Here is a 21,658-nt window from a genome sequence, read left to right on the forward strand (position 1 = left end):
ATATCTGATTACATTGAAAATTAGGGTATTGAAATCAATACCCTAATTATTTATAACATTCTCTTGATTTAGAGAGTACAAGAAGTACTAGCTTTTTTGTCGTAAATTAGATAGCAACTCCAACTTCCATTAAAAAAACTAATAAATCTAAACTATTCTCCATGAGTGTATTTAACTACTTTTTTAGTTTTTACATTTATTTCAGCATAAGCCACACCACCTATCATATCTTTTGGATAACTTCCACGTACAGTATAAATACTATCATTTTTTTGTTTTACAATAAATGGTTTTTGTTTACTAATGGTAGATTTACCATAAATTTCATTCCATTTTTTTTCAGCGAGAATCAATGCAACCTCTTTATCAGATCCAACAATTTGGCGTTCATTTCTTGCTGTATTTTTACAGCAAGAAAATAAAACAAATAATAAGATATAGTTTTTCATAATCATTGATTTTTAGGTTTAAGGTTATTTTTCAATACGATTTCATTTTTTTTATTCTCATCTAATGATTTTAGAGCACCGTCTAATTTAGGTTTTTGGAAGGTAGAAGTCTTAGGCTTTGTTAAATAATCTCCATCAGAAGGACTAGGATTTTTTACTGGATCAATCTTATTTTGCCTTTCTAAAGAGCTGGGATCACTTGGCATATTTTTTCTTAGCGTTTTTTCTGTACCTGAACTTTGATCAAAATATTTTAATAATCCTCCGGGTGTTACAAGGAATGCATCTAACTTTATTTTATTTGCATAACCAATATCTCCTCCTGGTTCACCTACTTCTCCAGAGAAATTCTCATCATCATATTCTTTATTATCATTTCCATGGGAATGAATATAAGCACTGGCAGTCGCTCCTTCTGGTAACCAAGTATTAATTTTACTCTTTGGAATACCATGTTCATTTCCTTTTGCAGGAGTATTATAAGCATAATATTTTTTTCCATCTACAGACATGGAATAAATAAATGCCATATACTCTCGTTTATTTAGAATTGACTTTCCATTATATTGTTGTCCAAAATTAGCAGCAGCATCCTCTCTCTTATTAAATAAAATATGTGGTTCTAAACCTTCCAATTCCCTTGCGTCAACAACTCTATTACCACTGAAAGCATATGTTGACCATGTATTATACTTTTCACTTAACGGGTCAACATTAAAAAACCTCCCCATCGCAGCATCATAATTTCGCCACTTGTAGGAACTCCATCCCGTTTCCATCTGTTTTTCTTGTCCTTGGCTGGAATAGGTATAATTTGGTGTAATTGAATTACTTGTACCTAACTCTCCCCCAAATTCTAATCCGAAAGGATAGTAATGGTTGGTTCTGTCTATTTTTACATTTCCGGAAGCATCTTTATAATACGCTAGCCTGATGTTTCCTACCTGATCTGTATAGTTGTAAATATACTTATTTTGAACGAAATCATAATATCCTTCAGTAGTAGGTACAAAGTTCAGCTCATTATCAGTATATTGAAACCCATCTAAATAATGAGTAGTGCTAATAGTTTCCATATTGGTTCTTCCTGATCCATAGGTATAGATTTTTCTTAGCTTACTACCAGCAGCATTATAAAGGTATCTGGTGTTGACATTATAGGTATTATGAAAATCATGTGATTCATATTCCCTATCAAATTTTATGTAGTTGGGAAGATTGAGGTAATTGTAATCAATCTGCAACATCCCTCTATCAACATGACTGGTCATATTCCCATTATTATCATAGGTGATAAGATTGCTGGAAATATCCGGATAACCTCCATAATTTCCTGATGTATCGGCTACTGTATTAAGCCTGTTCCCTGTATAGGTATAGCTAAGGTTATCCATCACTATAGCTCCTACATTTGATAACAACCTGTTTCTTTTTAGGGTTTGGATATTTCCGTTTACATCATAACTTAGTGTTTCATTATAGTAATTATTCTGTGGAACCGTGACAGTAGGTTCTGAGTAAATTCCATTCTTTAGCCTATCCAATCCGTCATACTGATAATTATACCTTCTCAGTTTACTATCATCCGAAGTTGACCAGTCTATTTCTGCGATATTTCCATTGTATTTTCCTGCAGAAACGTTGGCATAAGAAGGATTATGATATTTGATTTCATAGGCAAAAAACTTCCCATTCAAGCTGGCAGGATCATTGACTTTGGTAAGCCATCCCCTGATATTGTAAGAAAGATCTACAGATTGCAAAGGTGTTCCTGTAGTATTGCCTGTCTTTTTATTAACAAGCTGCCCGATCTCATTGTAAGTATTTTCTGCCAGTAATTCTTCCGGATTGGTATTCACCTGGTGATATTGTTTCAGAATCCTCTTTTGATTATCGTAAACAAATCTTTCCTTGATTTTCACCTCCGTGTCAGAAGGACTTTTAAGATGCCAGGTGTAGCTCTCTTCCACCATACCGGAAAAATCAACCTTAAAATCTTTTTTGGTATACCCGCCAAGATGGTTCCAGCTCTTTTCCCCAACTTTCCTACCTTTTGTATCGTAATAAAAGTAAGTTTTGGTCCAGTTGTCATCTTCAATGTTTTTTACATAAGAGGCAGTGGGCATATTGAGAGTGGATACCCCACCATTAGCAGTACCATCGTCACTAATTACAAATTGATCAAGAATTTTAGATGGCGGAAATTCTTTTGTATCCCGTGGGTAGCTATCATAATAATTGACTGTTAATACCGTAGATATTGCACCTGCAAAATAATTATCCGTATAATACACCATTATCCCATTCTTATTAAATCCGGAGGTAGTGGGTGTTTCAGTAACAATCATATTATTAATCAGATATTGGTACACAATCCTTTCTTCTGCCCCCGTAATTAAACCTGTGTAGGCCAGCCTGCCCAACTGATCGTATTTTGTGAGCATCCATTTACTTTGGGCACGTAGGTTAACATCCTGTGAAAGAATAGGCCTATCAGCATTATCATAGACTGTATATTCCCAGCCTTTTCCTGGTAGCTTTTTTTCAACCTCTCTGCCCTGTCCGTCATAACGATACTGGTAACATAATTCATCCAGAATCGACTGGCTGATCACATTATTATTTTGTTCAACTTGTTTGATTGCTAATGACGGAATTATAAATACTTTCTGATTGTATTCGTTATAAACATAGTAAGTATCTATATTCTGGGTTCCATCATTCTTTCTTATAAGTAATGTCTGTCCACGCGCATTTTCAAACTGAGTGACAGGATTTCCATCTTCATCGGTTACCGTATTTTTATACAGTGTGCCTGCATTATGAAAACCATTGCCAGCAGCAACAGGTATAGAATTAACAGTAGTTGAAATGCCATTTGCCGTACTTATAGAGGTACTTGTTACAAACTGCTTTACTTCATTCCCGGTGTTGCTTTCATATTTGTATTTTGTGGAATGTCCTGATCCCAATTTCCAAACATCGCCTGCCTGTCCCTGTTGTAGAACCCTGTCCAGAGGGGAACTTTCTATTTCTTTTTCAGCATAGGCATTGCTTACTCCATAATAAGAATTAGCTGTATTTTCATTCATTACTCCTGAATGGATGGATGAATTTTGTGTAGCTATTGGAACCGGAAGTATATCCTTGGTTTGCCTGCCGAATACATCATAGGTAATGGGCGTAACGAGGTCTTTCCCTGTTGTTGTGGCTTTTACATTGATGATCTGCTTGGGTCTTCCCAATCCGTCAAAATAAGTGATGGTTTCTGATTTCTGGGTACAATCACCATTCAGGCAGGTATTGGACTGGATATAGTTTTCCGTTTGCGTTTGTGCATTGGATAATGATAAGGTTGATATAGACAATAAACCTGTTATTGCCAATAACTTTTTAATAAATTGCTTTTTCATAATTGGTGTTAAGGTTTATAGTTATACGTGAATTGCTTAATGGCTCTCATGATGTAATTTCCCGAAGCGTCTTTTTCCCTGACCTTTACTTCTTTGAGCCTGTTTCCAGTATCATAGATATACTGCTCTCTGACCCCTGATGGTGGGATAATATGAGTTACGCCCACCAAAGGATCATAAGTATACTTTGTGACCGAACCTACCGGCTTGAAATTCTCAAAGGCTAAAAGCAATGCTCCTTCTTTTGTTGGATCAGCAGCATCTTCATTCGACTTAGCTACAATTTCAGAGATAAGGCTTTCAACCTGGCTATAGGTAGCTCCAACAATCTCTGCAATTGGCGCAGTCTTATTATATCCCCAGACAATACTGACTGGAATACCATCCTTTTTAGTGTATTGCAGAATATTCCCCTGTTCATCATATTTATCAAAACTGACCTCTTTAGAATTTGCATTGTTTAGATTATCGTAACTTAAAATAGATACAGGAAGTACCAGATTTCCAGTAGCAACATGTGGTAAAACCGTTGGATAAATGGTCTCTGTTCTGGAAAGGGTTTTTGTTACATTATTCACCGTTTGCACCGTTTTCGTTTCCAAAGGGATTCCAATCATATTTTTACCAATCATCAGTGGGTTTCCTTTTTCATGAGCATACTGGTAGCTTGTCTCCTGAGTAGAACCATCCGTAAATACGGTTTTTGAATTGGTTAGCTGATAATGGTTCGGGTTGGCATAACTACTGTAGCTGGTAGTAGTCATGGTAGAATTATCCGGTAGATATTCTGTTGTTTTTACTTCCGTAGGATTGTAGAACCCATAATAGTTGTCATAAAATCCATATGAGACATTGAGGAGCTGATCCTCCGTAGGGTCTGGATAATAGGTAAAATTCTCTTTAAACACATAGTTTTTAAGACTTTTTAGCTGGCTGTAATCATATTTATAAGTCTTAGAGAGCTGTTTCTTAAAAGCCGAATTTTCATATTGATAACTGTTTTCTTCCAGCAGTAAATAAGATTTTTCTTCTCCATAATTGGTATCCGCCGTGTTATAAATCGCGGGTGGCCTTCCTATACTATATTCTGAATTGGGAACATAACTAAACTTTTTCTCTACTGCACTTTTATTTTCTACAATCTCTGTAATATCGGTATAGGTGACCTTATTTTTTCTATGGTTAAAATTAGGCAGCAGATTATCCTGGCTAGCTGTATAAATATTGACTATTTCTACGGATGGAAATGTATTGGAACCAGATGTACAAGATCTTGAAGTTTGACGTAGCGCAGCTCCTATATAGTTCAGGTTATAATCGGCAACCGAAGTCTGAGAACTTGTAATATTGGTAAGAGGGTTATAATAAAACTTCCGGGTATAGCTATGCCCTTCTACATCAGATTCTTTGATGGAGGAAACCCTGCTTCCTCCAAAATATACGGGTTCATAGGTTGTAACATTATGGGCATTATAGTAAATTCTAGCAGCTCCGGATGAGGCTGCGACTCCCTTAACGTTGTATTCCACTGTATAGGTATGCCCGGCTACCGTACCTATAGGAGAAGAACCTGACGCGTCAGAATCGAAGTCTTTAGTAGCATTGCCGGCAACTGTACGCACATTGTTTCCTGTTGTTACATCCGTAATAGTTAGAGTATGCTTGACCAACTTAGGGTCCGGCTCGTAACATCCTTGTACCGGATCAGGACCAGCCACTGCAAAATAATGAATATCCTTTCCATTGGAAACAAAAGTAAAGGTCCCTGTGGGAAAATGATGGGACGCATCACAGGGATTATATCGGGCTTCCACACCACCTAACTCCATGATTTCTTTGGTGGTGGCCCCAGCGCTTGAATTGGGATCATAAAAAATCTCGGAAATTCCTTTGGTGGGATGGGTGATCTGCTTTAAATTCCCTGTTGAAGCCCATGATGGCAGCACTTCCCTGTTAGCAGAAAGCATTGTTAAGGGCATATAAGCTCCCATCAATTTAAAAATGCCAAAGTTATTGGTAGGTCCGGGAACAGGGAAAGGGGAAACATTACTGGCATTATTGGGATAACCATAATAATCAACATTCAAACTGAATCTTGCCGGAAGTTTTTCCAGATTATAATAGCTGAAATCTGTGCTGGTGTTTTTAGTAACGTTTTTTAATGATTTTAAAAAATGTCTGTTTCTGGTAGTGGTTTCGTTAGAAGGTAGATTATAATACGTAGCGGCAGTTAGTGCCTGGACATCCTGATATTCCAGGTTATATTTTTCTACCAGTAAATTCCCGTTTTTTATTTCAATGGAAGTCAGAAGGTTATTTTCAGCATTGCTGGTAAATAAATCATTTCGTGCTTTTCCATAAATGAAAGAAACATTCTTATTATCTTCTGAAATAAGAGTAAGTCTCGGTTTGTAGGATTGCTGGCTTAGTTTGTTTTTAACAATATCACTGTAAGTATATTGAACCCCCGTTGGATCACTCGGGCATTTTTGAAGTAGGTTAAACCCTGCATTCAATGAGGAATAATAATTGAGATTTTCTGTGATATAAGTAAAATTGGTTTCCCGTTTGTCAGGGCCTATTATTTTATATAAATACCAGCCTGTGATGGCACTCCTGTCAGGCCCTGCGCTTTGAGTAGTGGACCTTTCAATATTCTCTACCGACCCTCCGAAATAATATTCTGTCCCTGTTTTATCCGTCAATTTAAAACGGAATAGTTTTCCGTATCCAAATACAGGTGCATTCAGATCAAAAATTTCAATTTTGACCTTATCTTTTGATTCGGTAAAAACCTGTAAATTACTGTTAATGTAGAAGCTCCCGGATAGTCCATTGGCCACCGAAAAATTAAACCAGTCATATTCAGTATCTATTGCATTTCCTGTTCTTGCAGCTTCTTTTATGGCAAGTAAATCAGCGGTTTCACTAATCGTTTCAGGTTTCCAGTTGGTGTTATTTTCGTCTGTTTCATCTTTTACAACCCTCGAAATAACGCCCGGAGCGGTCAGCATCCAGGACATTCCAGTGCTAGTCCCAATATCGTCTGCTCTAACGCCACTGGAGTAGCTTAAAGATATTGGGGTACGGAGCTGGCTATAAATAGGAATCTGATGGGTAAAATCACCGTTGGAAGATTGTTCAAAACTAATCCTGCTACTGGCAAAGGTTTCCTGGGATGGAGCTACTATTTTGGGTAATCCGTAATTATTATTGGGCTCGGATGACGCCTGGCCACTGTATAATTGGAATGCCAGAAGCATACAAATGGGCACATTTATTTTTTTCATGATTCGTCGTTTTTTATTTCTTAATCAGTTTAGCATTCGCTGTTTTATTCGTATCCGTTTTTATGGTCACCAGATAAGCACCCTGAATCAGAGCCTGGGTATTGATTTTGGTAACATTATTTTTAGTTTTTATATTCTGAAGCTGTCTTCCGCTCATGTCGTACAGCATAATGTCAGCTTCCTTAAAGTCAAAGCCTATTTCTACATAAGCATAATCTGAAACCGGATTCGGATAGATTTTGATATCATTCTTTTCTATTAGCTGATCCACCTGTTTGTCTCCCAGCTTCACAATCTTCCAGTTTTCTTTTCCTAATTCCTCAGCACTGGTTCCGGCCAGAATAATTGAGCCGTCTCTGTTAAGTTTCAGATCCGAAAGTCTCTCCTCTCTTTTTCTCGAGTCACCATTTACATGTTTTCTCCACTGTTCATTACCGTTGCCATCCAGATACAACATCCAGAAGGTTTCATCGTCCTTTTCTATTCTTCCTTCCGACTGAGTATAACCACCCAACAATATTCCTTTGGTGGCATCTTGATTCTTGGCTCTCGGCTCTTGGCTCTGAATCACATTCATTCCCATCAAAATATCCCTGTTCTTGAAATTATAGGATTTCTGCCAGATTTCTTCACCTCTTTCATTCAGTGAGATCAGCCAAAGGTCTGTACCTTCTTCTATGCCCACTGATTTATTTCCGGATCTTTCGGATCTGGATTCTCCTCCAATGATAAAACCGGTTGAAGTTAAAGCCAGGGTTCTGATATGGTCATCGCCTTTTCCTCCAAAGTTCTTTTCCCATTCTAGTTTTCCATTTTTATCCAGTTTGACGATCCAGTAGTCGCCTTCACCGAAGTTGCTGCTGGCTTTTGGCATTTGGCTAATGGCTATTGAGTTAACCGGTCTTTCAGTCGAAGGTTTAGTCTCAGGATTCCCAACCCCGGAACCTGAACCCCGAACCTCGGAACTCCTCGAATAGATTCCTAGTAATGCTCCACCGTCTTTTGTGGGGATCATTTTCTCGACTTCATCTAGTCCTCTTCCCCCTAGAATAAGCTGAGACAGTTCTTTCCCTTCTTTATCCAGCCTGGTGATCCAGACATCTTTTGAACCATAGCCTTTGGATGAATTTTGAATATTTCCCGCTACAAAAAATCCTAAGTCGGTGGTCTGAATCACTGCTTTGGCTTCTTCATCTGAAGATGTTCCCAAGGTTTTCTGCCACAGTTCATCACCAAATTCATTCAGCCTGATCAGCCAGATATCCGATCCGCCTTTGGAATCTTCTTTTTTATCCAGTCCTTTGCTTGAATATGTGGTACCTGAAACCAGAAATCCACCATCCTGGGTGGTCACCGTTCCTGATAAATAATCATGGTTTTGTCCGGCAAAATATTTCTCCCAAACCTGTTCCCCTTGCTGGTTAAGTTTTACCAAATGGAAATCGTAGCCGTTGTTTGGCTTTTGGCTACCAGTAGCTGGCGACTGGCTTTTAGCCTGAATTGAGCTTCCTGTGATAAGATATTGCTGATCAATAGTGGTGATTACCTGATTGAGAAAATCCTGAGTGGAAGATTTGATGTCTTTCTGCCAAATCACTTCCTGGGCAGAGAGGCTCAGGATGGTGCATAGAGTACATGCACCCAAGTAGAGTTTTTTCATCTGTTGTTTTTTAATTACTTATTTAAAATTCTTCAAATTTAACAATTTTTAACACACAAAATCATTTTGATGTGATTTAATATCAATTTATCACCTGACGGTGTTTTTTTATTTTTATAATACAAAGATATAGTCTCAAAGCGACAGAACCTGTCATATTTTTTAGTTAATAAAGAAGAAACCAAATAGTAGAAAATGCTTAATTACGAAATAAAACATTAGAGTTACACCCATTTTCATAAAGAAATATGCTGTCAAGCCAACCTAAATATGTAGATTTGCAATCTATCGGCGGTACTGCCTTAAATTATCTAAAAATTATTTATACCCTTGAAGAAGACCCTAAGCTTAGTCTTTATAATTTTAGCCTTTACAAAATTATATTCACAAAATACGTATGTGTTTTTCGGTTCGTTTAACCGTGATAAAACCGCTGAGGGAATTTATGTATATGAACTGGATACCATCAAGGGGAAATTATCAAAAGTAACCTCCGTTAAAGGTATTTTAAATCCGTCTTTTCTGACTTTATCTCCCAATGGAAAATATGTTTTTGCGTGTACGGAAAGCAAAACAAAAAATGCGGGCAGTGTAAGCAGTTTTGCATTTAATCCTTCAGATAAAAAGCTGACTTTTATAAACAGTCAGAAAAGCGGCGGCGAAAACCCGGTGTATGTAATGGCTCACCAAAATGGAAAATGGTTAATTAATGGAAATTATACAGAAGGAAGTGTTTCTGTTTATCCGGTTTTAGAAAATGGAAGCATACAGCCGGGTGTTCAGAATTTTCAATTTTTGGAAGGCAGTATCGATCCCGGAAGACAGGAACGTTCTCATATTCATTCTACTGTTTTTTCGCCAGATTTTGATTATGTTTTTCTTCCGGATCTGGGAGCGGATAAAATCAGAAGTTATCGATTTGAAAATGAAAAAAATGAGCCTTTAGTTCCTGCAGAGCCTCCTTTTACACAGGCTGTTTCAGGAAGCGGCCCAAGACATTTCACCTTCCATCCGAACGGAAAATATGCTTATTGTATTGAAGAAATGGGTGGTGCTGTAAGTGTATATTCGTACGCTCAGGGAAAACTGACTCCTATTCAGAGAATAGATACTCATTCTGAAAAATTTAAAGAAGATTTTGAAAGTTCTGACGTTCATATTTCTCCTGACGGGCTTTATTTATATGCTTCCAATCGTGGCGTTGAAAATAATATCGCCATATTTTCAATTCAAAATGACGGAAAACTAAAAACCGTAGGCTATCAGTCAACCAAAGGGAAACATCCAAGAGTATTTGCTATTGATGAAACTGGAAAATTCTTAATTGTGACGAATGCTCAAAGCGGAGATGCATTTGTATTCAGACGAAATGCAGAAACGGGACTGCTGAAAAAAGTAGGAAAAAGGGTAAAAATAAAGCAAGTATCTTCAGTCCAGATCAGGAAATATTAGTTAATCTTATCATTCGATGAACGATTTACCATTGGTTGAAAGGATGAAAACGTTTTTTTCCATATTATATAAAAATTATTATTTAAATTATAAATTCAGGGTAAGAATTCCGACCTTTGCCCGGTATTTAAAATGCATAGAAACTCATACTCATGGAACATGATTTAGAAATACCGGTAACCTATAAGGGCAAAGACCTTCTTTTTACCGGACGCCTTGCCACATTTACCTATGGTTATAAACTTTATGTCAATATCAATGGTACCGATGTAGTCTTTGAGCGGGATGATGAGGGTAATTTACGGGCTATTGTTCCTGATAACGCTTCAAGCCCAGCCATAGAAAAAGGGCTCATTGAGGCTGTTATTGATGTTTTTAAAGAGCTACAGGTGTTATGATCTATTTTTAACCTTCTTTCTTTTTTTAATGTTCTTCTGATATTGCTCTCTCATCCTGAGACAGCCCTGAAAAATAAATTTGCAGGAAACTATGTTTCAAAAATTGTGGGTACTCCTGATAAACAGGTAGAAAAAATAACTTATAAAATATACTTCTGTCAAACCAGTCTTTCTTCAGATTAATATCAGCATACATCTCATCCATTTTTTCAAATATCTGATCTGTTGTTTCAGACTGATAATAGTCTTTCAGTTTTAGACTTTCAGTTTTCCAGCGTTTTACTATTTCTTCATGATTGATAATGTTGGTAAGCCCTCCATTTTTCTTTAGCGAAATCTGTAACGGATACAAAATTTGCTCTGCTTTTTCAAGCAGCTGCTCTATTATTTTATCAATTCCCTGATTGTTTACATATGTTTTTTCCTTGGTGAGTTCAATTTGGAATGCAGTCCTGTTTACTTTTATTTTGTAGTGAATCTGCAGATCTTTAGGTAAAAACCTGATGATCACTCCATAAATCTTATCACCGGAAATGGAAGGAATTTCCAATACTGCACTTTTCAGTAATTTCCTGTCCCTGGTTTCGAACTTATCAGAAGGAATATAAATATACTCCACTTTGGTAGTGACAAGGTCAATAACTCCTGAAGACTGCAATATTGATTATGAAAACCTACCAATTCTTCCGGAGTGAGCTCATACTCTCCGGAAAGTTTTTTAAGGTTCAGAATCCCTTCTACCTTTACCTTTGTATATTCTTGTTTTGCTACACCTTTCATTCCTGTTATTCTACTGATTTTCTATTCATTTTCAGTTGCTGTATCTTCCTTTCGTTATATTAGTTGATCAGCTATTCTCTTAGTATTATTTAGAGGAAATTTTCGTCATTAGTCTGATTGATATTTTAGTACTGTTCTAAATCGGAGAAGCTTAAATCCTGGATTTTTGGCAATGCATTTACTTTTATCAGTTTTTTCTTCTTGTTTAGGATTTCATCTGACCCTAATTCTTGTTCAAATTCAATTTTCGTTTTTGCTATTAAGTCAATTTTTGTTTCAAAAGTTCTGTTTTTTCCATCCCAGTATACCCGTGATATGTTAACCAGCTCAAAATTATTTTGCTTCAGCCTGAATTCATAGCTACTTTTTCGATCTTTAATGTCGGTAAGCATTTTCAATTTACCTTCTTCAATAAAAAAATCCGGAATTACATTACCATTATGCTCTCCATTCTTATTAACCGGATATTGGCTTTCAATGATTTTTGTAGAAGAAACTACTAATTGAAGTTTCTTATCAGGTTGGGAGAGGAATATTTGTAATCTTAATGGTCTGGTCTCATCCTTTATATCCATTTCCACCATGATCCTGTCATTCTTTTTATCATAATTCAAATCACCCTCTTCTTTTTGTATCAGAGATGTGTAATTATCTTTATTAATCGTTTTTTGTGAAAACAAATTAGTATTTGCTGTAAGGAATAATAAGATGGTATATGCTGCTATTTTTTTCATAATTCATTTATAAGTATACCGAATGTATTCAAAAGAGACAGGATAATTTACCTGTTCAACCCCTAATCATTTTTTTACGGCCTCAAGGTTCAGAAGCAAGCAGATACTATCTATATTTATCAATTCCAATAGTGATGTAGCAAATCAAAGTAAAAACAATAATAACAACAGATACAGATATAGACACCCACCACAAAATATGTTTTTATCTGCTTTGAAATAAAAGAAATATGATAATACCAACATTATAATATTAATAAATGTTGCAGGAATCTCACTATTCTCATATTGATAAGTATAATACAGATGTCCTAAACTTATTAGCTGTATTAAAATAATGATGCCGGGAAATATTTTCCATTTATTCATGCCTTATATTAGGCTATTATTTCTCCCCATCTGGGTTCTAGTCTTCCGTCTTTACATTCAGTTCCGGTATATTAATTTCCAAAGTTGTTATCTCAGGTCCTTTTATCTATTTTTCAGTATCTTATAACCTGTACTTCCGATACTATAAAAATATTTTTTATCATTTCTGATATAATAACATTTTTAATTAAAACCAACCTAAAGAAAAACTAGAATAAATTACCTGGCAGGCAATTTTTTCAAAATATATTTCTGTAATTAAAAAATAGGGTACTAGCAATAAAATTATTATAAATGAAATGACATAAATTATTATTTTAAACCATTTATTAACTGCCTTTTTAATAAAAAAAATAGCACAAAAAATAATAATAAAAAATAATAAAAAATCACATATCAATCTTAACAAATCTACTTTATAGCTTAAAGAAGTAAAACCTCTTACCGACCAAACAAGAAAATGACCAATGCCTTGCTGAGTTTCTTCCATACAATTGATATTATACTTTAAAATTGAAATGGTAAAAAGTATAATTGAAATGGAAAATGAAAAGAATAATTTATTTAATAATTTCATTTTAATAATATTTTACTAATGCAATACCTGAAGTACAAAGTTCGTTTTTATCTTGCCCCATATTAATTGTAAATTTTCCGTTTTCAAAAAGCATTGCAGAATCACTGCCATCAAAAAAAGCAGCATATTTACAACCTAATTTTTTGAAATAATCTCTCATACCATCCAATGATGGACCATTTATTCCATCCTCCTGTACAGTTATAATAATTTTTGTAGAAGAAACTGCAAGACAAGTTTTTTCCTTTTGTATAACCAGATTCTTTGTCAGATTGGGCAAACTGGGCAAACTTCAAAGAACTTCTTTGTAATAATGATGCTTTGAAAGAAGCAGGAGGCTCACCTGTTAATGGAGCATTTTTTGGAGTTCCTTTTTTATAGATATTAGTAGATCCAAACCCCAAATCATTGATAATCATTGGTCCAATATCTCCAAATGCTGTCATAGATTTACCATTCTGAGGTGGGTCTCCAAGTCCCATTTTAATAGCTTTAGACATATCATTTTCTTTTAAAAGGGTATCCCAGTTATATGAAATATAGTATCCATTTTTTGAAGAATTTCCGGAAACTATTAATTTTTTTTTTTGTTTACATCTTCCGGTTAAAACCGGAATTAAAAAGCCGCTTTCAAGCAACAAAAACAACTCTTTCGGCTTTGGATAGTGTTGTTCTTCCGTACCTTCAATACAACATAAAGTCAGAAAAGAATTAATTTAATTAATCCGTCTAATACTCCTATTTATCAATAGGTTATTTTTCATAAACTATTATCTTTTGAGTCTTCATAAAGCTAATATATCACCATAAAAAATCACGGCAAAATGAAATAGTACTTATTTAAAAAATTGTAGTAGTTCTACGATTCTTACCCATGATTCAAAATGTCTACATTATATTCAAAAAAAGGAGACCATCCGGGCCTCCATCCTATTAATAATGCTTTTCTACTGCATTAATTAAGCTCTATAAACAATTTTATCAGGTCTTTGCCCCCTTCCAATTTTTCTAACCAGTCCACATTTATAGTTGACTTTATATTTAATAAATAATTAACATAACACAATGGTTATCTATCATTTATAATTTTTTCTGAATGCTCCCGGCGTAAGCCCTCTGTACTTTTTAAAAAGCTTTGAAAGATGGCTTTCATCGCTGAACTGAAGTTCATAGGCAATTTCACTTAAGCGTATACTGCTGTATTTTAAATAGGTTTCTACAAGCTTAAGTCTGTAGTCCAGCAGATAATCCTGGTAGGAGATCCCAGTCTGTTGTTTAAAATATTCCCCGAAATAGTTTCCTGAAATCCCAAAATGATCTGCAATAGTCTGAATACCTGTCTTTTCTCTATCCTTTATATTTTGCTGAATATAGGTGATGATTTTCATGATGGAAAAAGCTTTCCTGTTTTCCTGAAGATCTGAAGTCTCACTCTGAATGATATTGCGGGCAATAAGGTTGAGCAGAATTGAAATGCAGTTACGGATAATCAGATAATCATCTGTTTTATTTTTGAATTCACTGGCGATTTGAAGAATAATCGTTTCGGCAAAATGTTCATCATTTTTGTTACGGAAAACACATCCGGCTCTCGCATGGTAATTATTGCTGACATACTGGAGTTTATATAAATTTTCACAACTTTCGATACGGTCTGCTTCAAGGCGTATCTTATCAATAAATTCAATGGGACACTGGATAACAATAAGCTCTGCATCGCTACTTGTAAAATGGTAAAGTTCCTGTTGGGGAATGATGAAAAGTTTACCTGCAGAAAAACGGATACTGCGTTCATCATAGGCTAGATCCCCTTCGCCTTTTACAACATAAGCAAATGAAAGAAAGTCTTTTGTTTTGAAAGGAAGCTCCTCGCCTTTCAAACATATTTCTTTTACGTCTATTCCTTCAAGATGTAAGCTTTTCATTCTTTGAACTTAATTTTCCTCCAAAAGTACAATTTTACCATTACATTAAGAGGTTAATTTTGCATAAAAAAAATATGAGTATCTATTCCAAACAGTGGCAGGCATTAAATTTTCTGATAGCAGGAGCATTTCTTTCGCCATTGGATTATTTTATTGTGAATATGGCATTACCTTCCATAAAAGAGGCGTTCAAAGCCAGCGACCATCAGTTGCAGATGGTAGTAGCTATTTATGGGCTTACTTATGCCGCACTGGTTGTTGTGGGCGGAAAATTAGGGGATATTTACGGCCGGAAAAAGATTTTTGTCCTGGGTTTGTATACCTTCCTGTTTTCTTCTCTTGCCTGTGCATTCTCACCCACCATCACCTTATTGATCTTTGCCAGATTATTCCAGGGTGTTGGAGCTTCTTTATTAGCGCCACAGGTTTTAGCTTCCATAAAAACATTATTTGATAGCCGGGAGCAGCCTAAGGCAGTAAGTCTTTTCAGCTCTGTCTTCGGATTGGCTTCCGTGATCGGACAATTGCTTGGGGGTATACTGCTGAGTATGCATTGGGGAGATTTCTCCTGGGAGCTTGTATTCCTTGTGAATGTTCCGGTTACCATCATCTGCATAGCCGGCATACATTTTACAATGGACAATAATCATAGCACAGACCAGATGGGTATTGACTATAAAGGTTCTCTGATATTAATCTTTGCTTTATTAATGCTTATCTGTCCATTAATCTTCGGGCAAAAATTTCAATGGGCATGGTGGATATTCGGGATTATATGTACAGGAATACTTTCATTAACATTATTCTTAAAATATGAAATAGCCTTACAGCAAAAAGGACGTCCGGTACTTATAGACCCTATATTATTGCAGCATAAGCCATTTGCGTTAAGTTTTTTAATTATATTCTTCTACAACTTTACCGCCGGTTTATTTATCTGCTATCCTTATTATCTTCAGCAGTTTTTACATCAAAGCTCTATGCAGACCGGGCTTGCCATTGTTCCCTATGGAATTGCTTTTTTCCTGGGGCCCTTAATTTCGGCAAGAGTAAAGCTAGAAACTCACAAAATGATTTATATAGGGTTAGGGTTACTGATGGGAGGTTTTGTTCTCAGTGCCACCACCTTTTATGTTCAGCAAAAACCTTCTTATATAACAAATATCACCTTGTTTTTAGCAGGATTGGGACATGGGACGATTATGCCTGTTATGATGAGGACTGCCATTTCCCTTACTTCCAAAGATAAAGCAGGACAGGCATCCGGGCTCATCAGTATCGGAATCCAGATAGGCAGTGTAACCGGAGGAGCTGTTATTGGCACTTTATTTTTTAATCTGACAGACTTGCTGGGATTTCCCACAGCTTTTGCAGCAGCCATTGCTATGATTGGTATCTTTCAGGTAACCGGAATACTCATTACTGTCAGATTAAAAAAGTATATTCAACGGTCTTAAAGAGATCAACACATTTTCGAAATAAATAATATAAACTTACCTCTATGAGCATTACAGAAAAAATAAGTAAAGAAATTCAGGGCTTTCATGATGATATTGAAAAATGGTTTCAGGGAAAATCAGAAGATCAGGAAGTGCTTTATAGGCAATTGCTTTCCGGATTTTCTCCGGATTTTAAAATGATTAACGGCAATAATGATATGGTTACCTTAGCCATGCTTTCCGACTGGCTTCCCACGGTATATGGCAAATTCCAGGATCGTCATGTGACGGTGGAAAATATAGAAATCCAACATTCGGAAAGTCACGGACTGGCTACCTATACCGAAATTCAGGTAACGGGAGAAACTCCTACAAAGCGGAAATCGTCTGCTGTTTTTCTCATTGGTGAGGAAAAAGCATTATGGCTTCATCTGGTAGAAAAATGGATATCCTAAGCTTACAATATCAAAAGCTACCTCCGGGTAGCTTTTGATTCAGATAGAGATTCTCTCATCAATTTTTATTTCGGAATACTTTCATCTGCCCTGCCATAACAGACAGTAAGATTCCAAAGCATGCAAAAAGTCCGTAAGAATATCGTAAATCAAAGCTTTCAGCAATATATCCGATAAGAGGCGGCCCCATTAAAAATCCTAAAAACGAAATACTGGATACAAATGACAATGCAATACTGGGAGCTACAGTGCTCACCTTTCCTACCGTGCTATAAACAGACGGAACACTCAGAGAACTTCCCAACCCAATAATCATGAAGGCAATAATACACACCCATAATTCCGGAAAGAAAACACTTAGAAAAAGGCCCGTACTCATCAAAATACCACACATCTGCAGAACAAGTCTTTTTCCGTATTTTTCTATAACACGGTTTCCCACAAAACGGCCTAGTGTCATCATTAAAATAAAACTGGTATATCCTACGATCACAAGCTTTTCCGGTGCTTTTACAATAGTCTGAAAATACACCCCGCTCCAGTCAAACATAGCTCCTTCAATAGCCATGCTTAAAAACCCTATGATCCCTAAAGCAACCAAGGTAGGGTTTACCGATTTGAAAATTGACTGTCTTTGAGGAGCTACTTTATGAATGATATTGGTCAGGTGAGCCTTACTGTATAACCAAAGTAGAAATACCAGTACAAAAGCAACTACAAAATGATAGAAAGTTCCTACTCCCAGATTAATCATCAGCAATCCCACAACGGCACCAACCAGTCCTGCAAAACACCAGGCGCCATGACAGGAAGAGAGTAAGGTTCTTTTTGTAATCCCCTCTATCTCAATCGCCTGTGTATTGATCGCTATATTGCATAAATTACCGGAAACTCCAAAGAAGAACAAAACAGCTGCCAAAACCCAGTAAGATGGTGCTAACCCAATCAGTAAAAGAAACATCGGATACAGCAGAAAACATCTTTTGATGATCCAGGAACTTCCGTACTTACTGATCAGCTTTCCGGCAAGAACCATGGTGGAAATCTGTCCTATAGGCATTAACAATAAGAGCGTCCCCAGTTCGGCTTCATTAATTGAAAGGGCGTCCTTAATGATAGGAATTCTACTTGCCCAGGAAGAGAAAACAAGCCCATGGGCAAAGAAAAGTAAAAAGCAGGCTTTCGGCATTTTCGCATTAGGGGATTCTGTATTGTGCATTATAACAGTATTTGATTAAAGTTTCCGACTGCGAATTTAGGAACAGTTCAGGAATAAAATATATTCCATTTCTGGTATTTTATATTCCATTTTAAACAACCCATTTAAAAAGAAAAATTAACTGCTTACATTTGTCCGGAAGTTAATCACAAAAATACAGAAGCCAAAAACATTTAACCCAATCCAGGAAGTCATCCACCAGTACCATGACAGATAGTAAGCCAAATTTCGAAGGGTTGTATATTGAAAAATATAAGGCAGCAAGCATTACCGGCTTTCAGAAAAAAGCTAACAAGTTTAACAAGCTGATACTCTGCTTTCTATCTGAAGGTAAATTAAGCCTTACAATCCATACACTTCCGTTTCATAGTAAGAAAAATGCTGTGATCATGATTCTACCGGATACCGAATTGACTGATGTTTCGGGGAGTAAGGATTTAGAATTGACTGTATTTTTTATTTCTTTAGACTTCATCAGTACCTATAGTTTCCTCACGGTACTGCTGGCCAGTGATGAAATAAAATTCAGTCCTGTCATGGAAGTGGGAGCTTCTTCTAAAAAACTGATCTGGCCTACAGTAAAACTGATCCAGGAATATCATTCCAAAACGAAAGAAAAAAGCACTCTGGAGTCTGTACAATATCTGCTATATGCCTTACTGGAGCTGGTTTCAAAACTTTATTTGCCGGTCATTAAAAACAACAGTCTATTACAAACCAGAAGTCAGGATATCATAGACCATTTTTTTAAACTATTAAATGAACATGGTCATTTGCAAAGAAGTGTCTTGTATTATTCTGATCAGCTGCATCTTTCGCCCCAGTATCTAAGCAGTTTAATAAGAAAAGAAACGGGAAAACCCATCAAGCAGTGGATCAGTTATAGGGTTATCAAACAGGCCAAAGAGCTTCTTAAAACAACTTCACTGTCTATTAAAGAGATCAGCAACCAATTGCAGTTTGTAGACTCTTCCCTATTCTGTCGGTATTTCAGGCGTTGTACGGGTATTACAGCCAATACTTACAGAGAGAATTATAAAATTAAAAAGTAAATAGATTATCTATTTTTTGTAAGTTCGTTTTTTTACTATCAATCTGATTTAAAGAATATTGAAACCATAAGTTTCAATCTAAAACCTGTCAACAATAGATTATGTTATGTGGAATTTCATTTAAAAAATTGCGGAATGACCTACCGCTATACCCTGCGTAAAGCGAATCAATGGCAGATTGAAGCTATTGAAAACATCAGTAGTTAAAGAATCAAAAGCCTTTAAGAAAAAAACAAAATTTTCCCAGCTTTTATAAAAACCGGGGACCTTGAAATCCACAGTAAGACCCATTGTGTTTATTATATCGTGTGTCCCCGGCCATAAAAAAACTGTTAAAAGAAATTTATATTATTTTTTAATAATTTTTCGGGTTACAGACCCTCCATTCTTCAATTCAGCCTGAAGAATATAAGTTCCTTTGGGAAGGTTTGAAATATTAATATTTTTAGCGCTGTCGGTTATTAAAACCGTCTTACCATCCAATGAATTCACAGATACTTTTTTAATATCCTCTTTTGATTCCAGGTTAATAAAATCGGAACCAGGGTTCGGATATACCGAAATTTCTGTTTTTCTACCCGCAGACCCGGCCGTTGATAAAACAAGTGTATCCAGATAAGAAATATATTTTGATATGTTCGGCACCCCATTAAAAGCAAAAGTATTGATTCCAAAGGTAAATACGATCCCTGAGGTCTGGCTGATCCATGTATAATTTTCGTTTGTATAGTTGAATGGCAAAGGTGATCCCGGAACAATGATTGTTGATGCTTTCATACTTTTCATCCTCAGTACATTGGAATAGGTTCCCGTAGGTGTGATGACCGTTCCATAGCCATCTACCGTATAGTCTACCTGCCCGGATTCGTTGGTGGTTCCGCTCGCTGCAGAAACATTGGTAAACTGATAGGTATCACTAAACTGCTGCAAATAAGTGATTGGAAATTTAAAATCGATCAGAGGATCTGTATAGGTAGTCGTAGCATCTCCAAAGCCCGAGCCGGCATAAGAGCCCAGCGTTATGGCTTCTGTGTCGGTGATAGAAGCAAAATCATAGACATCTGAAAGTGTTGGTTTTGTGATCCTGTTGGCTCCTGCAAACCTAAAACAGTTGGCCTGTCCCGGACATTCATTGGTGTTTGTGGTAATTACGTTTGGTCCTGTATAGGCAGAAAAATCCCAGGTTATATTAGCCCCTGAAGGGCCCTGAGTATCAGTAGCTGCTGCATCTCCTGCCTTAAAAGTAATGGTGGCGTTCACCCTATCAACACCTGATCTTGTTATTGAAGGCTGTGCACAGGCTGTAATGCCTATCATAATGCATACAATGGAGTTTAACTTTTTCATATTGATGTTATTTTTTGTTCTATCGAAAGTAAAAAGGCTTCTTCTTTAAAAATGATTTTTATCTATGTAAAACCTTTTCCATTCTACAAACAGCTACACATAAAATACCCGGCACATCGGCCGGGTAGATCAATAAGAAATATTTATATTTAATTAAATGACTGTCTGTAGCTTAAAGGTGTTTTATCTGTTTTCTTTTTAAATAACTTATTGAATGACTGTGGATGCTCAAATCCCAGTGCATATGCGACTTCTGATACGGAAAAATTAGTGAGCGTAAGATATTCTTTGGCTTTTTCTATCAGTTTTTCGTGAATATGCTGCTGCGCATTTTGCCCGGTAAGATTACGGAGCATATCACTCAAATAGTGTGGCGACAGATGAAGTTCTGAAGCCAGAAATTCTACGGTAGGAAGCCCTTTATTCAGGGTTTCTTCACGGTCAAAATAATTTTCCAGGATAGTATCCATTTTAGATAAAAGATCATTGCTTACAGATTTTCTTGTGATAAACTGTCTTTTATAATAGCGGTTGCTATAGTTGAGCAGCACTTCAATATAGGAAATAATCAGATCCTGGCTAATTTCGTCAATAGCCGTATTCAGTTCGTGGGTAATACTGTCCAGAAGTCCGGTAATCATTGTTTTTTCCTGATCAGATAAGTGCAGCGCCTCATTGGTATCATAGGAAAAGAAGCCATATTTTTTAATATTCTTAGCCAAAGGGTAATTCCTGATAAAATCGGGATGTACGAGCAAAGTATAGCCGCAATATTCTGTATTTTCATCTGTAGAAAGAATCTGCCCGGGAGAGGTAAACATCATTCCTCCTTCATTAAAGTCATAATATCCCTGTCCGTAGCCCATTTTCCCGTTTGTGGAATATTTATAGGAAATTTTATAAAAATTCAGAATAAAACTTCTTCCCAAAAGCTCTTTATTAACAGTCATCCTAGTATTATCCACTAAGCTCACCAGCGGATGAAGAGGCTTCGGAAGCTGAAGCATATCGTGCATTTCTGATATGGATGAAATTTTCAGCGGTACATTTTCTTTCTTTTCCATGATATAAATGTATTGATTATTAACGTAAAAAGGCA

General features: G+C 36.3%; 18 protein-coding genes. 5 read left to right on the forward strand and 13 right to left on the reverse strand.

What is annotated here, in order from left to right:
• Nucleotides 1-152: 152 nt before the first annotated feature.
• The 4 genes from LQV47_RS10880 to LQV47_RS10895 are packed head-to-tail and all read right to left on the reverse strand — an operon-like array spanning nt 153 to nt 8,812.
• Nucleotides 153-449 carry an NTF2 fold immunity protein gene (locus LQV47_RS10880; RefSeq protein WP_230036758.1) on the reverse strand — a complete coding sequence of 99 codons (297 nt, stop codon included), beginning with the start codon at nt 447-449 and terminating at the stop codon, nt 153-155.
• A 2-nt stretch (nt 450-451) separates the two neighbouring features.
• On the reverse strand, nt 452-3,862 hold the full coding sequence (locus LQV47_RS10885) for a DUF6443 domain-containing protein (protein WP_230036760.1): 3,411 nt from the start codon (nt 3,860-3,862) through the stop codon (nt 452-454).
• An 8-nt stretch (nt 3,863-3,870) separates the two neighbouring features.
• Nucleotides 3,871-7,152 (reverse strand): hypothetical protein, encoded by a 3,282-nt coding sequence (locus LQV47_RS10890; protein ID WP_230036762.1) that lies wholly within the window; start codon nt 7,150-7,152, stop codon nt 3,871-3,873.
• Between the two features lie 13 nt (nt 7,153-7,165).
• Nucleotides 7,166-8,812: a T9SS type A sorting domain-containing protein gene (locus tag LQV47_RS10895; RefSeq protein WP_230036764.1), complete on the reverse strand. Its 1,647-nt coding sequence runs from the start codon at nt 8,810-8,812 to the stop codon at nt 7,166-7,168.
• 324 nt (nt 8,813-9,136) lie between these two features.
• On the opposite strand from LQV47_RS10895, the gene LQV47_RS10900 reads away from it, so the two are divergent.
• Nucleotides 9,137-10,264, forward strand: a complete 1,128-nt coding sequence (locus LQV47_RS10900) for a lactonase family protein (protein ID WP_230036869.1) — start codon at nt 9,137-9,139, stop codon at nt 10,262-10,264.
• 152 nt (nt 10,265-10,416) lie between these two features.
• Complete coding sequence (locus LQV47_RS10905) at nt 10,417-10,662, forward strand: hypothetical protein (RefSeq protein ID WP_230036766.1); 246 nt, start codon at nt 10,417-10,419, stop codon at nt 10,660-10,662.
• 25 nt (nt 10,663-10,687) lie between these two features.
• Here the strand turns inward: LQV47_RS10905 and LQV47_RS10910 are convergent, their stop codons facing one another.
• From LQV47_RS10910 to LQV47_RS10930, 6 genes are all read right to left on the reverse strand, one after another.
• On the reverse strand, nt 10,688-11,320 hold the full coding sequence (locus LQV47_RS10910) for a hypothetical protein (protein WP_230036768.1): 633 nt from the start codon (nt 11,318-11,320) through the stop codon (nt 10,688-10,690).
• Between the two features lie 247 nt (nt 11,321-11,567).
• Nucleotides 11,568-12,176: a hypothetical protein gene (locus LQV47_RS10915; RefSeq protein WP_230036769.1), complete on the reverse strand. Its 609-nt coding sequence runs from the start codon at nt 12,174-12,176 to the stop codon at nt 11,568-11,570.
• 556 nt (nt 12,177-12,732) lie between these two features.
• Nucleotides 12,733-13,035: a hypothetical protein gene (locus LQV47_RS10920; RefSeq protein ID WP_230036771.1), complete on the reverse strand. Its 303-nt coding sequence runs from the start codon at nt 13,033-13,035 to the stop codon at nt 12,733-12,735.
• A gap of 88 nt (nt 13,036-13,123) precedes the next feature.
• The gene (locus LQV47_RS22590) at nt 13,124-13,333 is read right to left on the reverse strand and encodes a hypothetical protein (protein WP_354960746.1); all 210 of its coding nucleotides are present in this window, start codon (nt 13,331-13,333) and stop codon (nt 13,124-13,126) included.
• Nucleotides 13,251-13,622, reverse strand: coding sequence for a hypothetical protein (locus LQV47_RS10925; protein ID WP_230036773.1), 372 nt, complete (start codon nt 13,620-13,622; stop codon nt 13,251-13,253). Before LQV47_RS10925 ends, LQV47_RS22590 begins: the two co-directional genes overlap by 83 nt.
• A 576-nt stretch (nt 13,623-14,198) precedes the next feature.
• Nucleotides 14,199-15,047 carry an AraC family transcriptional regulator gene (locus LQV47_RS10930; protein ID WP_230036775.1) on the reverse strand — a complete coding sequence of 283 codons (849 nt, stop codon included), beginning with the start codon at nt 15,045-15,047 and terminating at the stop codon, nt 14,199-14,201.
• Between the two features lie 74 nt (nt 15,048-15,121).
• On the opposite strand from LQV47_RS10930, the gene LQV47_RS10935 reads away from it, so the two are divergent.
• Nucleotides 15,122-16,504 (forward strand): MFS transporter, encoded by a 1,383-nt coding sequence (locus LQV47_RS10935; protein WP_230036777.1) that lies wholly within the window; start codon nt 15,122-15,124, stop codon nt 16,502-16,504.
• 44 nt (nt 16,505-16,548) lie between these two features.
• On the forward strand, nt 16,549-16,941 hold the full coding sequence (locus tag LQV47_RS10940) for a hypothetical protein (RefSeq protein WP_230036779.1): 393 nt from the start codon (nt 16,549-16,551) through the stop codon (nt 16,939-16,941).
• A 58-nt stretch (nt 16,942-16,999) separates the two neighbouring features.
• Here LQV47_RS10940 and LQV47_RS10945 read toward each other — a convergent pair whose 3' ends face one another.
• Nucleotides 17,000-18,160 carry an MFS transporter gene (locus LQV47_RS10945; protein ID WP_230036781.1) on the reverse strand — a complete coding sequence of 387 codons (1,161 nt, stop codon included), beginning with the start codon at nt 18,158-18,160 and terminating at the stop codon, nt 17,000-17,002.
• Between the two features lie 206 nt (nt 18,161-18,366).
• Between LQV47_RS10945 and LQV47_RS10950 the strand changes: the two genes are divergently transcribed.
• Nucleotides 18,367-19,212, forward strand: coding sequence for a helix-turn-helix transcriptional regulator (locus LQV47_RS10950; protein WP_230036783.1), 846 nt, complete (start codon nt 18,367-18,369; stop codon nt 19,210-19,212).
• 348 nt (nt 19,213-19,560) lie between these two features.
• Here LQV47_RS10950 and LQV47_RS10955 read toward each other — a convergent pair whose 3' ends face one another.
• Nucleotides 19,561-20,559 (reverse strand): T9SS type A sorting domain-containing protein, encoded by a 999-nt coding sequence (locus LQV47_RS10955; protein WP_230036785.1) that lies wholly within the window; start codon nt 20,557-20,559, stop codon nt 19,561-19,563.
• A gap of 149 nt (nt 20,560-20,708) precedes the next feature.
• Nucleotides 20,709-21,623, reverse strand: a complete 915-nt coding sequence (locus LQV47_RS10960) for a helix-turn-helix transcriptional regulator (RefSeq protein WP_230036787.1) — start codon at nt 21,621-21,623, stop codon at nt 20,709-20,711.
• Between the last annotated feature and the right edge of the window lie 35 nt (nt 21,624-21,658).

Origin of the sequence: Chryseobacterium sp. Bi04 (assembly GCF_918698085.1) — a bacterium.
GTDB lineage: Bacteria > Bacteroidota > Bacteroidia > Flavobacteriales > Weeksellaceae > Chryseobacterium.

Coding starts and splice junctions, on each gene's coding strand:
- LQV47_RS10890 (WP_230036762.1), bottom strand. CDS start 7,152: ATGAAAAAAATAAATGTGCCCATTTGTATGCTTCTGGCATTCCAATTA.
- LQV47_RS10935 (WP_230036777.1), top strand. CDS start 15,122: ATGAGTATCTATTCCAAACAGTGGCAGGCATTAAATTTTCTGATAGCA.
- LQV47_RS10905 (WP_230036766.1), top strand. CDS start 10,417: ATGGAACATGATTTAGAAATACCGGTAACCTATAAGGGCAAAGACCTT.
- LQV47_RS10930 (WP_230036775.1), bottom strand. CDS start 15,047: ATGAAAAGCTTACATCTTGAAGGAATAGACGTAAAAGAAATATGTTTG.
- LQV47_RS10915 (WP_230036769.1), bottom strand. CDS start 12,176: ATGAAAAAAATAGCAGCATATACCATCTTATTATTCCTTACAGCAAAT.
- LQV47_RS10920 (WP_230036771.1), bottom strand. CDS start 13,035: ATGGAAGAAACTCAGCAAGGCATTGGTCATTTTCTTGTTTGGTCGGTA.
- LQV47_RS10960 (WP_230036787.1), bottom strand. CDS start 21,623: ATGGAAAAGAAAGAAAATGTACCGCTGAAAATTTCATCCATATCAGAA.
- LQV47_RS10880 (WP_230036758.1), bottom strand. CDS start 449: ATGAAAAACTATATCTTATTATTTGTTTTATTTTCTTGCTGTAAAAAT.
- LQV47_RS10940 (WP_230036779.1), top strand. CDS start 16,549: ATGAGCATTACAGAAAAAATAAGTAAAGAAATTCAGGGCTTTCATGAT.
- LQV47_RS10895 (WP_230036764.1), bottom strand. CDS start 8,812: ATGAAAAAACTCTACTTGGGTGCATGTACTCTATGCACCATCCTGAGC.
- LQV47_RS10950 (WP_230036783.1), top strand. CDS start 18,367: ATGACAGATAGTAAGCCAAATTTCGAAGGGTTGTATATTGAAAAATAT.
- LQV47_RS10925 (WP_230036773.1), bottom strand. CDS start 13,622: ATGTCTAAAGCTATTAAAATGGGACTTGGAGACCCACCTCAGAATGGT.
- LQV47_RS10945 (WP_230036781.1), bottom strand. CDS start 18,160: ATGCACAATACAGAATCCCCTAATGCGAAAATGCCGAAAGCCTGCTTT.
- LQV47_RS10885 (WP_230036760.1), bottom strand. CDS start 3,862: ATGAAAAAGCAATTTATTAAAAAGTTATTGGCAATAACAGGTTTATTG.
- LQV47_RS10955 (WP_230036785.1), bottom strand. CDS start 20,559: ATGAAAAAGTTAAACTCCATTGTATGCATTATGATAGGCATTACAGCC.